13 protein-coding genes are annotated in these 12792 nt (G+C 64.9%); 5 read left to right on the top strand and 8 right to left on the bottom strand.

Going from position 1 to position 12792, the window contains the following annotated elements; genetic code table 11:
- Positions 1-174 precede the first annotated feature (174 nt).
- The 5 genes from AB0L58_RS14445 (at position 175) to AB0L58_RS14425 (ending at position 6638) form a co-directional block, all read left to right on the top strand.
- Positions 175-1440, top strand: coding sequence for a hypothetical protein (locus AB0L58_RS14445; RefSeq protein ID WP_364386463.1), 1266 nt, complete (start codon positions 175-177; stop codon positions 1438-1440).
- Between the two features lie 416 nt (positions 1441-1856).
- Entirely contained in the window at positions 1857-2657 is an 801-nt protein-coding gene (gene erm / locus AB0L58_RS14440; protein WP_364386461.1) for a 23S ribosomal RNA methyltransferase Erm, read from the top strand.
- 57 nt (positions 2658-2714) lie between these two features.
- Positions 2715-4964: a serine/threonine-protein kinase gene (locus AB0L58_RS14435; RefSeq protein ID WP_364386459.1), complete on the top strand. Its 2250-nt coding sequence runs from the start codon at positions 2715-2717 to the stop codon at positions 4962-4964.
- Positions 4965-5193: 229 nt separating this feature from the next.
- The gene (locus AB0L58_RS14430) at positions 5194-5415 is read left to right on the top strand and encodes a hypothetical protein (protein WP_364386457.1); all 222 of its coding nucleotides are present in this window, start codon (positions 5194-5196) and stop codon (positions 5413-5415) included.
- Positions 5415-6638 (top strand): hypothetical protein, encoded by a 1224-nt coding sequence (locus tag AB0L58_RS14425; protein ID WP_364386455.1) that lies wholly within the window; start codon positions 5415-5417, stop codon positions 6636-6638. Before AB0L58_RS14430 ends, AB0L58_RS14425 begins: the two co-directional genes overlap by 1 nt.
- Positions 6639-6732: 94 nt before the next feature.
- Here AB0L58_RS14425 and thpD read toward each other — a convergent pair whose 3' ends face one another.
- From thpD to AB0L58_RS14385, 8 genes are all read right to left on the bottom strand, one after another.
- A complete protein-coding gene (thpD, locus tag AB0L58_RS14420; RefSeq protein WP_364386453.1) occupies positions 6733-7608 on the bottom strand; it encodes an ectoine hydroxylase in 876 nt (291 codons plus the stop codon).
- A gap of 8 nt (positions 7609-7616) precedes the next feature.
- On the bottom strand, positions 7617-8015 hold the full coding sequence (locus AB0L58_RS14415; RefSeq protein WP_364386451.1) for an ectoine synthase: 399 nt from the start codon (positions 8013-8015) through the stop codon (positions 7617-7619).
- Position 8016: 1 nt separating this feature from the next.
- A complete protein-coding gene (gene ectB, locus AB0L58_RS14410; RefSeq protein WP_364386449.1) occupies positions 8017-9285 on the bottom strand; it encodes a diaminobutyrate--2-oxoglutarate transaminase in 1269 nt (422 codons plus the stop codon).
- Positions 9282-9866: a diaminobutyrate acetyltransferase gene (ectA, locus tag AB0L58_RS14405; protein ID WP_364386447.1), complete on the bottom strand. Its 585-nt coding sequence runs from the start codon at positions 9864-9866 to the stop codon at positions 9282-9284. The genes ectB and ectA overlap by 4 nt, the downstream gene beginning before the upstream one ends.
- Before the next feature lie 149 nt (positions 9867-10015).
- Positions 10016-10726, bottom strand: a complete 711-nt coding sequence (locus AB0L58_RS14400; RefSeq protein WP_364386445.1) for a response regulator transcription factor — start codon at positions 10724-10726, stop codon at positions 10016-10018.
- A 231-nt stretch (positions 10727-10957) separates the two neighbouring features.
- A complete protein-coding gene (locus AB0L58_RS14395; protein ID WP_364386443.1) occupies positions 10958-11356 on the bottom strand; it encodes a hypothetical protein in 399 nt (132 codons plus the stop codon).
- A gap of 125 nt (positions 11357-11481) precedes the next feature.
- Complete coding sequence (locus AB0L58_RS14390) at positions 11482-12267, bottom strand: RNA polymerase sigma factor SigF (RefSeq protein ID WP_364386441.1); 786 nt, start codon at positions 12265-12267, stop codon at positions 11482-11484.
- Positions 12257-12694 carry an anti-sigma factor gene (locus AB0L58_RS14385; RefSeq protein WP_364386439.1) on the bottom strand — a complete coding sequence of 146 codons (438 nt, stop codon included), beginning with the start codon at positions 12692-12694 and terminating at the stop codon, positions 12257-12259. Before AB0L58_RS14385 ends, AB0L58_RS14390 begins: the two co-directional genes overlap by 11 nt.
- Positions 12695-12792 lie beyond the last annotated feature (98 nt).

The raw sequence follows: 12792 nt of genomic DNA, 5'->3' as shown, positions 1-12792 counted from the left end.
CGGACTCGAAAAGGGGTACCGGAACAGGCGAAGAACTTCTGGTGTCGTCAAGGTGGATCGCGATGCGGTCCGCCTGGGACTGAGACATCCACCGGATTCGAGGCGAGTACGGTGTTACCGGCCGGACCGCATGGCCAGGGGCGAGGAAGCATAGGTGAAAGGTCGGGGCGCGATATGAATCAGCCGTATTCGCACTGGTATGCCCAGAATTCGCCGGACAACCTACCGCTGGCCGCCCGCTACCAGTCCGCTGACCCGATCACTTGGAACGGCAGCCTGATCTACCCGATGTACACCGAACAGGTCGGACCCGCGCCGATTCTGGTCACCATGAAGCTGCTGTCCGCGGCACCACCCGCGGGTCTGCGCGGCCACGGAATCGGGCTATCGGTGGTGGACGGGCACCTCGGCATCGATGGCAGACGCCTGGCCGGTGTCGACGTGTGGAGCGATGCCCTTGCCGCCGGCGTCACCTTCGAGGTGGTCCCGACTGATCCGGGCGCACTGTTCTCGCTCACGCCGGTGTGGGTCGATGGGTTCGGGGCACAGAAATCCTGGTCCGGCAACTACGGCATCCTCATCGAACAACCACCTACCGGCCGGATCATCCTCTGGTGCAGCGTCGGTGAGGGCCCGCCGAACTTCGCCAACCTGGTCGTCGAGGTGGATACCGCGAGTTCGCCCGCGATCTCCGTCTCGCCCCCGGCTGCCCCACCCCAACCACCGCCCGCAGAACCACAACAACCCGCAGAACCGCGACAGGAAAGACCCGTGCAGGCGACGCCAGCGACACAGCCGCAGCGAGCCGTATCCGTAACCCCTGCACCGCCTCGACTCCCCGAGCCACAGCCGACACCCCCTGATCTGGAATTGGTGCGGTTCCCGGAACCACTGCAAACGGCATTTGCCCGCCCCGAGCTCCCGGAGGCCGAGCAGACGAGACCGTTGCAGCCCGCGCATAGCCGGTTGGCGGCGCCTTCGTCAACAGTCGAAAAGCAGGTGTCGGTAATGCCGGAACCGGCAGCGGATACCGACCACATCGAGCTTCCGAAACCACCGAAGCCCGAGCGACCGCAATCGCGACCGGACGAGCGCACCAAGGATGGCGAGCGCGGCTATCGCGCCGCCCTCTACGATCTCGGCGTCGCCATGTTCGGACGCGGCGAGGAGGACCAGGCGTGCGGTCTGTGGGCACAGGCCGCCGAGGCCGGACACGCCGGCGCGGCATATGATCTCGGCGTCGTCCTGTTCAATCGGGGCGAACTCGGCAACGCCGAACGCTGGTGGCGCACGGCGGCCGAGCGCCGCGAATCACGCGCCATGACCGGACTCGCCGAACTCCTCGAACGTCAGGGCAATCACGACGAGGCCAGGGTCTGGCGTGCCTGCGCAGCCGAGGAACAGACCGACGAACACGATCAATCGGTGAACCTGGGCTGAGCGACAGCGGGATTCGCCACCGCCAGCTGAGCCCTGGCGGCCATCGAGGCGACGCCGAGCAGGTCGAAGCCCAGAATCGTGGGTATTTCACCCGGCCGCCGCTTGCGGCGAGGCCCGTGGGACGGGTCCGAAAATCGGTCGCGGACAACTGTGGCGTGCGCTAGGTTTGCCCGTATGGGAGGCAGTCCTGGCTTGAACGGAGCGTGTGTGGTCCGCGCATACTACGTGCGGCCCCGCGCGGCGGCCCGGCCTCTGCCCGCGCACTGCGCTGCTCCCGCTTCTCAATCGATCTGATCGATTCCGCCGGTCCGGTCGTCGCGTGACCGCACTGGGATGGGCTGCGCCCCATAGTGTTCCGGCATGGGTCCGGGCGAATCACACATTCCTGATTCGACCACTCCGTTCGGAGGGCACCCATGTCCCGCAATCATTCGCTGCCGCAGGCCCGAATCCGCTCCGGCAGTACCCGCAAACAGCTCTCGCAGAACTTTCTCACCGATACCCGCGTCGCAGCGCGGCTGGTCCGCGGGGCCGGTATCAGCGCCGATGACCTCGTTGTGGAGGTCGGCCCCGGCGACGGCATACTCACCGGCCACCTCCTCGGCAACGCGTACCACATCCTGGCCTACGAAAAGGATCGCCATTACGTCGAGAAACTCCGCTCGCGCTGTGCGGACGATCGCCGAATTCAGGTGTACCACGCCGATATTCGCGAAATCACCCCGCCCCGCACACCATTCACCGTCGTTGCGAATATCCCGTTCGCCGCGAGCACAGATATCGTGCGCTGGTGTCTCGCGGCACCGAAGCTCACCTCGGCCACGCTACTGACCCAACGCGAGTTCGCCCGCAAATACGCCGGGGACTACGGCCGCTGGACCAGGCTAACCGTCACCCAATGGCCCACTGTGACAATGGAATTGGGCATCGTAGTCCACCGTGACTACTTCCGTCCGATACCGCGGGCCGACGCTGCCGTCCTGCGGCTGCGCAGACGTGCACAACCATTGCTCGCGCGTCGGGAACTCCGCGGCTACCACCAACTCGTGGAACTCGGCTTCTCCGGCCTCGGCGGCTCCCTCGCGGCCACATTGCGTCGGGCCTATCCGGCGTCGAAGGTCCGAACTGCGTGCATCATGGCCGGAATCGCCATCGACGAACCCGTTGGCTTCGTTTCCCCCGACCGCTGGCTCAGTCTCTACCAGGCATTGAGCTAGCAAATCAGTTGCCCAACTCGCCCGCCATGCGGGCATCGGCGGAGCTACGATGCGCAGATGGCGCATCCCGCTCCGCCGGTTCCGCGGGCGACGGTCGCTCCGGACCGCTCGCCAAGCGGCTCGCGCGGCACCGGGGTCGCCGAGGTCGTCGAGCGATTCGCGGAAGCCTGGCGGGCAGCCGATAGACCCCCGGATCTACCCGCCTATCTGCCCGAATCCCCCGCCATCCGTCGGGTGTCGCTGATCGAGCTGATCAAGGTCGATCTGGCGAACCGGTGGCTGCGTGGCACCGAACCGAAGCGCCTCGCCGAATACGTCGATGACCTGCCGGAATTGCGTACCTGGCCACTTCCGCCCGATCTCATCTACGAGGAGTTCCACGTCCGCAGACGTGCGGGCAGTTCGGTTGACGTCGAGGAATACACCGCGGCCTATCCCGAACAGGCCGAGCAACTCTCGGAAATGCTGGCCACTGACGACTACCGCAGCACTCTGTTGGCCGTCCCGGCCGATCCGGTGGACCTCGACGAGATCGACGTCGGCCAGAAGGTCGATGACTTCGACCTGATGACCGGACTGGGTCGTGGCGCGTTCGCGCGGGTGTTCCTGGCCAGACAGCGCTCCATGCAGCGACTCGTCGCGGTGAAGATCTCCCAGGATAGGAGCGCCGAACCACAGACGCTGGCCCAACTCGACCACGACTACATCGTGCGAGTCTTCGACCAGCGGGTCTTGGAGAGTCGCCACCTGCGCCTGCTGTACATGCAGTACGTGCCGGGCGGCACGCTGTTCACCGTACTCGAGCGCGTGCGCAATACACCCGCGGCGGAGCGCTCGGGCGCAATGCTGCTCGATGTCATCGACTCCGTACTCGCCGACAAGGGCGAGATCCGTCCCAGCGAATCCCCCGTCCGCGCCGAATTGGCCGAGTTATCGTGGCCGGAGACCATTGCCTGGCTCGGCCGCAGACTGGCCCAAGCACTGGACTACGCCGGACGATGCGGGGTGCTGCACCGCGATATCAAACCAGCCAATGTGCTGCTGACCGCCGAGGGCATCCCCAAACTCGCCGATTTCAATATCAGCTTCAGCGGCAATGTCTCCGGTGACAGCCCGGTCGCCTACTTCGGCGGCTCGCTGGCCTATATGTCACCGGAGCAGCTGGCCGCCGTACACCCCGCTAAATCGACGACGGCCGCCGACCTCGATACCCGCGGCGACCTCTACGGCCTGGCCGTCATGCTGTGGGAATTGCTCACCGGCAGTAAACCTTTCGATGACAATACGGTGACCGGCGGCGACCGCACCGCACTCGACGCCATGTTGGACCGCCGTTCCGGCAGTCCGCAATCGCTGCCGTATCAGAATCTTCCAGCCGATTGTCCGGCCGCGCTGCGCCGCGCACTGGTCCGCGCCCTCGACCCGGATCCGGATAAGCGGTGGGCGCGCGGTGCGGATATGGCTCAGCAATTCGATGTCTGCTTGGACGCGCGCGCCCGCGATCTGGTCGACCCGCCGCCGAACAGCTGGCGGTCGCGTGCTCGAGTGCTCATGCACCCCATCATGGCGCTGGCCATCGGCGGTCCGAATGCCCTGGCAATCCTGTACAGCTACAACCACAATCGCACGCTCATCATCGCCAAACTCGACGAGCAGGCGCAGCACCGCTTCGACCAGATCGCCGTCACCGCCTACGGCATCTGCTTCCTCATCGGGATCGTCGTCACCAATGTGCTGCTGGCCGATCTCTGGTCCATTTCGCGCGGGCTGCGCAAGGGCAAGTCCTACGATGCGCCCACATTGGCGCGGGCCCGCACCGACACCCTGCGACTCGGCCCACGAAATGTGTTGACCTGCTTCGCATTATGGGTATTTTCCGGTGTCGTCGTCCCGGTCTCGGTGCAGGTCTCCGGCAATCACCTCACCGCCGAGGCCTATGTGCATTTCTTCATCACCCAGATCGTGTGCGGTGCGATCGCCATGGCCTACCCGTATTTTCTGGTCAGTTTCTACGCGGTGCGCAGTATCTACCCGATGTTCGTGCCGCACGGCGGGCTCGGCGCCGCCGATGGCGCCCAACTGCGCCAACTCGACCGCCGCAGCACCTACTTCCTCGCCATCGCCGCCGCGGTGCCGCTGCTCGGCGTCGCGGGCGCGACTTTCATTCCGGCCGCGGATATTCCGGCGGTCATCGTGCCGCTGCGTGTGCTCTGCATCGGCAGCGCGCTGGCCTTCGTCGCGATCTACTGGTTGTTCCGGATGCTCGAACAGGACCTCGCCGCCCTGGAGCGCATTGTGGCCCGGTGATCGGCCGGGTTGGATGAGCACCACCGCGACCGGGCTGACCCGTGGCAGATACGACAACACCGCCTCCAGTGGCCGCTCAGGCGGGTCAAGAGCCCGGCATTTGCCCCGAGATTGCCGGATGGCGGGCTACTGGCGAACCAGAACATGTAGGCCACGTGGCGCTGCACAATGTGAACTAGAGGTGCTTCGTGCACGTCATGGCGCGAGGACTGGGGAACCGGGAGCGAATATGACCGCCAGAGCAGATCTCGAATACGAACTGGGCGGCACCGTCGCGGCCCTCGACCAACTTTCCGATGCGGAATCCGCCGAATTGCTGATCATGTTCCGCGACGCCCGCAGGGCCGAGAAAGCCGGACTCGGCGAGGCAGTCGACAGATTGGTCGGTGCGCTGCCATGGCCGCTGAGCACCGCCGCCAAGAAGGTCGTGTTCGGGAATCGGCTCGGCTGATGACGGACCTGGTGACCAGGGCACAGCTGGTCCTGCTGGCCCGCACACTGGATGTTCCCGTCGAACGCCTGGCGCACTTGGACAGACTCGGCGCCGACCAACTGCACGAACTGCAACAGCGCATGGCGCGCGTGATCTTCGACGACCACACCGCGACCTTCACGCGGCTCAGCAAGCTGATGCCGATCATCCCGCTGCGCATTTCGATACCGCTGGTACAGCGAGTGGTGCCGCCGATGATGGGCGGACGCGCCGCGGGTGCGGTCGGCATCGAACATCCCAAGCGGGCCGCGGACGCCCTCCGGATGCTGGATCCGAAATATGCCGCCGATTGCGCGCCGTATATCGACCCGCACACCGTCGGCCGACTCGCCGAGGTCGCGCCGCCGGAACCGGTCGTTCAGGTCGCCAACGAACTGATGCGGCGCAAAGACTATGTGACCGCCGGGCCGTTCCTCGGCTACGCCACAACGCGCCTCGTAGACGCTATCGAGGCGGGTGTGCCCGACGACGAAGGCCTGATCCTCTCGGCGGCCTATGCCTATTCCGGCCCGAATATCAGCGCGATCGTGCGTCAACTACTATCCGGGCCGCTGGATCGGATACCGCATATCCTCGATACCGTCCTCGCCGGTTCCACCGCACTGCGCTTGGCGGCGGTGTCGGTCTTCGCCCGCTGCGACGAGGATGTCATCGAGGCGCTCGGCGACATTCTGCTCGATATCGGCTCGCCCGAAGCCATTGCCGAACTCGTCACCACCTTCATCGAGCACAGTGCGATCAATGACATGCTCCGCTTCACCGCCTACCTGAGCCGATCGGCGCTGGACACCCTGGCGGCCAACCCGATCACCGCGGATCCGGCGGTAATGGCGGCGCTGGTCGCCGCGCTCGCGGACCAGACCGATCCCATACGCTGGCGCGGTCTGCTCGATCTCGTCGAGCGCACCGATGCCGAGATCCAACGCCGAATCGGCACGAACCTACTGGAATTGCCCGAATCGACCCTGACCGCGATCCCCGGCATCGCGACCGAGGGGCGGTTGTGGTCGACACTGCTACGGATCCTCGCCGTGACCGATGCCGCTACCCAGGTCCGTCTCGGCGAGCTGTGGGCGAAGCTGCCCGCCGACGACCGCACCGACATCCAGTGTCGCGCCCGCGATCTCGGACTCGCTACGCGACTGGCCACGCTCACCGTCACACTGGACATCTACGGCTGACACCCGCTGCATATTCGCAGTCCATGCAACCGAATGCCTATGCACGCAACCGGTCTCGGGTAAGGCGCCCGAGACCGGTCGGGTCGCAAGCGGACTACACCGGCGTGAAGTCCCGGCTCGCGATATACGTCGGTCGCGGGGCCGGGGCCGCGAACGGCTCCACCAGCGCATTCTCCACGCTGTTGAACACCAGGAAGATGTTCGACCGTGGGAACGGCGTGATGTTGTTCGACGAACCGTGCATGATGTTCGAATCGAACAGCAGGGCCGAACCGGCACTGCCGGTGAACTGGGTGATGCCGTACCGGTTCGCCAGCGCATTGATATCCGTGTGCGTCGGTACGCCGATCTCCTGCTCCTGCAACGACTCCCGGTAATGCTCGGCCGGCGTGCTGCCGGTGCACGGCACGAAGGTGCGGTGCGAGCCCGGCATCACCATGAGGCTGCCGTTGATCGGGTAGTTGTTGGTCAGCGCGATGGACAGGCTGACCGCGCGCGGTGCGGGCATACCGTCCTCGGCATGCCAGGTCTCGAAATCCGAATGCCAGTAGAAGCCGGTGCCGCGGAAGCCGGGCATGTAGTTCACCCGGCTCTGATGGATGTAGACGTCCGAGCCGAGCACCTGCCTGGCCAATCCGGCCACCCTGGATTCGCGCACCAGCTCGGCGATCGCGCCGCTGAGCCGATGCACCTCGAAGACCGAACGCACCCGGTTCGACGCCTTCTCCACGATCACCCGGTCATCACCCCGCAGCGCCGGATCACCAGCGAGGCGGTCGATCTCGGCACTGAACTCGGCTACCTCGGCGGGTGTCAGCAGCTCTTCGACGATCCCGAAACCATTGGCATCGAAGGAGGCCAGCTCCTCGGAATCGACCGCGCCCCACACCGTGGGATCGGTTCGCTCCAGGTGCTCACCCGCCGTGACAAGCCGAGTCGGGTAGCGATCGTCGGTCTGCACCAACGTCATTGCGCCTCCTATCCGCTTATCTGGGCCGCGACGAGCGGGTAGACGCCGTCGCTGTCGTGGACCTCCTGCCCGGTGACCGGCGGGTTGAACACGCACATCATCCGCATAGCAGTGCGCACCTCCAAGCGGTGGCGTTCATGTCCGTCGAGCAGATACATCGAGCCCGGTGCCAACTCGTAGCTGACGCCGTGGTCCAGATCGGTCAGTGTCCCTTCACCTTCGATGAGCCACACCGCTTCCACGTGATAGCGGTAGTGGAACTCGTGCACGGTCCCGGCCTCGATGCTGGTCTCGTGGAAGGAGAATCCGACGCCGTCGCCGCCGAGCACGATGCGCTTACTGCGCCAACCCTGTCCCGCGACATCGCGTTCGGTGCCGGTGATCTCCGCGGTGCTGCGCACGATCATCTCAACGCTCCTGTCCGCAGACGGTGCCGATCGCGCCGGTCAGCACCCGCAATCCATGCTCGACCTCCTCGTCGGTGACCGTCAATGGCGGCAGCAACTTCACCACTTCGTCCAGCGAACCGGAGGTCTCTACCAGCAGCCCGTGTTCGAAGGCCACCTGGCACACCTTGCCGGCCTGGGAGGGATCGTCGAATACCACTCCGTGCACCAGTCCGCGGCCACGCGTCGAGATGCCGTGGAAGTACTCGGCCGCCTGGGTCAGGGCCGCGCCGATCCGCTGTCCCTTCGCCTCGGTCGAGGCCTGCAGGGCGCCGTCGGACCAGAAGTGCTCTAGCGCGGCCTGCGCGGTGATGAAGGCGGGGTTGTTACCGCGGAAGGTGCCGTTGTGCTCACCCGGGGCCCAGACATCGAGCTCCGGCTTGAACAGCACCAGGGCCAGCGGCAAACCGTAGCCGCCGATGGACTTCGAGAGCGTCACGATATCGGGGGTGATGCCGGCGATCTCGAAGGAGAAGAACGGCCCGGTTCGGCCGCAGCCCATCTGCACATCGTCGACTATCAGCAAAATGCCGCGCGCGGTGCACAATTCGGACAAATGCCGCAGCCACTCCGGGCGTGCGATGTTCACACCGCCCTCGCCCTGCACTGTCTCCACGATCACCGCCGCGGGCCGGTCGAAACCGGACGAGGTGTCGTCGAGCACCCGCTCCATCCACTGGAAGTCGGCGGTGGTGTTGTCGAAGTAACCGTCATATGGCATATGCGCGGCATGGACCAGCGGCACACCGGCACCCGCCCGCTTGGCGGCATTGCCGGTCACTGACAGCGCACCCAGGGACATGCCGTGGAAGGCGTTGGTGAAGCTGATGATCGTCTCGCGACCGGTAACCTTGCGGGCCAACTTCAGCGCGGCCTCGACGGCATTCGCGCCGGTCGGGCCGGGGAACTGGACCTTGTATTCCAGGCCGCGCGGCGCGAAGACGGTATCGCGCAGGGTTTCCAGCAGTCGGCGCTTGGCCACGGTCGACATATCGAGGCCGTGGGTGATCCCGTCACCGGCTATGTAGTCCAGCAGGGGCTGCTTGAGTACCGGATTGTTGTGGCCGTAGTTCAACGCCCCCGCTCCGGCGAAGAAATCGAGGTACTCTTTCCCGTCCTCGGCGCGCAACCAGCTGCCGGACGCGGTGGTAAACACCGTCGGCCAGGCGCGGCAATAGCCGCGGACATTGGATTCGAGCTCCTCGAAAATGGTCGTCTCGGCGGTAATCAACGTCGATCCTCCTGCTTTCGGGCGGTAGGGGCGATCAAATAGAGGTCTTCGGCAGCGTGGCTGTCCGGGAAGAATTCGGAATCGAATAAGGGTTGCTTGGTCATCCGTGCCGACCGCCGACGCGCCACCGAGGCGAACATCGCGATCGAGGCCGGATTGTCCGGTGCGATCGTGGTCTCCAATGTCGAGACACCGGCGCCGGCGGCGGTGTCGAGCAGTGCGTCCAGCAGTGCGGCGCCGAGGCCGTGACCCCGCTGTTCGTGCTCGACCGCGACCTGCCACACGAAGACCGTCTCCGGCGCCTGCGGACGCAGGTAGCCGATCACGAATCCGACGACCCGGCCACCGACTTCGGCAACCACCGAGGTGCTCGCGAAATCACGACACCACAGCAGGTAGGCATAGCTGGTATTGGCATCGAGGACCTGCGAATCCTTGGCGATACGCCAGATCTGGGCCGCGTCACCCACTCTCGGCGGGCGCAGTACCGGCTGCGGGTGCGGCCCGGAAATCGGTACGGCCGAAGGGTATTCGGTGACCGATGGTTCGATCCTCGTGGTGGACAAGGTGTGCAGTGACATACGTCTCCCTGGTCGGGTCTGCAGTACTTATCCAGGCTTACGAAGCAACTTTGAGGTGAACCTGTCGAACTCTTTGCGGTTGTATTACGAAAAGATCACAACCGCAGGCAGCGTCATACTTCGGTGCCACTGCGCGCCGGGTCACAGGCTCAGCGCGGCAGATCCAGTCGATAGCCGAGACCTCGCACGGTCACCACGATGCGCGGCTCGGAAGCGTCGAGCTCGATTTTGGTGCGCAGGCGGCGCATATGGACATCGACGATCCGCTCATCGCCGAAAAAGCCGTCGTCCCAGACTCTTTCGAGCAGCACGGTGCGGCTGAGCACGCGCCCCGGCGATTCGGCGAGTTCGCAGAGCAATTTGAATTCGGTGATGGTGAGTCGGATTTCGTCTTCGCCGCGGCGCACCGCACCACCGTCGCGATCCAGTACCAGTGGTGCGTCGGGGTGCGCGTCCAGTACGGCCTCCCGCGGCGTTTCGCGCTCCATCGTCAGGCGCGCGCGGCGGCGCAACGCCCGCATGCGTGCGGAGATCTCCTTGATCTCGAACGGCTTGGTGACATAGTCGTCGGCACCGGCCTCCAGCGCGGCCACCACATCATGGGTGTCATCGCGCGAGCTGATCACGATGATCGGCACGTCGTGCTCGCGGCGGATCTCCCGGATGCAGTCGAAGCCGTCCATATCCCCGAGCATCAGTTCGACGATCATCACATCCGGCGCACCATTGCTGCGCAGATAGGTCAGCGCGTCCTCGGCTTCGTGTGCCTCGGCAACGTCGTAACCCTCGTCTTCCATGGCCGTGCGCAGTGCGCCACGTACCACTTCGTCGTCGTCAACGATCATCAGGTTTGCGGTCAAGCCCTCATCCCTTGCAGCCACGCGGACGCGACGCGACGCGGAGACTCGCGTACCCAGAACCGACGCGAAAGTCCGCCTTCGAGCACCTTTGCCAACTGCTCGAATACCCGGATCAACCAATCGGTAAACGGCAGATCACGGGCAGTCGGTTAGCGTCCGGCTACTCCACCCTGTCCATGAAGACCCGATTTGTGCAAATTGAACGTGATATGCGACACATTTAGGCCCATGTCACCATTCGTCCCGATGGGACTGTTCCAGCCGGTTGAAGTTGCTCGGCGCCCCGTCGGCCCGACGCTCCTGATAGCGGAATGTCAGCCGCCGCGCGTCGAAGGTGGCGAACCATTCGTCCCAGCCCACCGCGCGCAACACCGCCCCGCCGTATCCGGGGAAATCGAAGCGCAAGACGCCGAGGCGACCGTCGTATTCACTACCTGGCATGGTGGCCGGGCGGGCACCGCGCTGCTCGGCCCACCGCCGGATCACTTCATGATTGCGGGTGACGAGGATGCGGCCGGGCTGCCGCGGGCCATCGCCGCCCACGACCGATTCCGGCGGTTTCTTCAGCGACCTCGAGGCCCCCGGTCCGGCGTACGGATCTCGGGTGCCCGGTCGTCGCTGATCGTTCATGACGACCTCCTTGCGCGTCGGCATCAATAGTCCGGTTCCTATTCGCGTACCCGCGCGTAACGGCGGGCAAACAGTTGATCCGATCACTATGAAACACATTGCGCGACAATGCATTCCCCCACCGCTCAGTCGCGCATCGCGGCCTCGCGCAACTTGCCGAGCGTTCTGGACAGTATGCGGGAGACATGCATCTGCGAAACTCCCAGCTGTTCGGCGATCTGCGACTGGGTCTTGGATTCGAAAAAGCGCATGACCAGCACGTCGCGTTCCCGGTCGGGCAGCTCCTCGATCAGCGGCCGGACTGCCAGATAATCCTCCACAAACTGGTAGCTGGGCTCATCGGCACCGAGGCTGTCCAGCAACGCCTGCGGCGCGTTCTCGGTGTCATCGCCAGCCACCGCGTCGATCGAACTCGACTGATAGGCATTGCCCGCGATCAGCGCTTGGGTCACCTCGACCAGATCCACATCCAGTGCCGCGGCGATCTCGCGGGCCCTGGGCAACCGGCCGAGCCGCTGGGATAACGCCTCGATGGTAGGACCGATGCTGAGCTGGATCTCCTTGGTGCGCCGCGGCACCCGCACCGCCCAGGTGTTGTCCCGAAAATGCCTGCGCACCTCGCCCATGATGGTCGGCACAGCGAATGACAGGAACGAGGAACCGCGCGTAACATCGAAGCGGTCGACAGCCTGCACCAGACCCAATCGGGCCACCTGGATCAGATCGTCGAAGTTCTCCCCGCGGCCGGAGAATTTACGCGCGATATGTTCTGCCAGCGGCAGGCACCGGCCGATCAGCTCCTCGCGCAATAGTTTTCGACGATGGTCGCCCAGGTCGATGGCGGCGATCTTTTCGAAGAGCGGTTCGATATTGTCATAGCTGTCGCGGTGCGCTCTCGAGTCAGCCGCCATCACTACCTCGCACCCAGCTGAAGTCCACAACAGTCGGATAGCCGGAGGCTCCGCTGTCGAACGGCTCCTGCGCCGCCGCGATCGACTGGGTCAGCGTACGAACGATATGCCAGCCGAATCCGGCCTGCCCCACCACCTTCTCCGACACCGCGACCGAGGCGACACGCACGAACATCTCGTGGTCGTTATAGGTGAAATCGCAGTCCAGGGTGGAGCCCGGCGTCGCCTCCAGAATCAACGATGTGGCCACCTCGTCCAGTGCGAGCCGGATATCGACGACTTCGTCGATCGCGAAATCCGCGATGAGCGCCACGGTTTCGGCGAGCGCCCGCAACATGGTCAGCTGCTCCAACTCGGCGGGGATGCGCACCCCGATCGTTGTCGTCTTCTCTGCCGCGGACCGGGAACTCCACTCCCCCATGCCCATCACCACCTCTTTCCTCCGAGCCGACGCCGAACCTGCCTTCGAGTCGGGGGCCATTCGCGACTTACCCGGCCGGTCACCATCGAAACCTCGCGACCGGT

Source organism: Nocardia sp. NPDC052112, assembly GCF_040680135.1.
Taxonomy (GTDB): domain Bacteria; phylum Actinomycetota; class Actinomycetes; order Mycobacteriales; family Mycobacteriaceae; genus Nocardia.
Note: the sequence above shows the minus strand (reverse complement) of the source record. Positions and strands in the feature narration are given on the sequence as shown.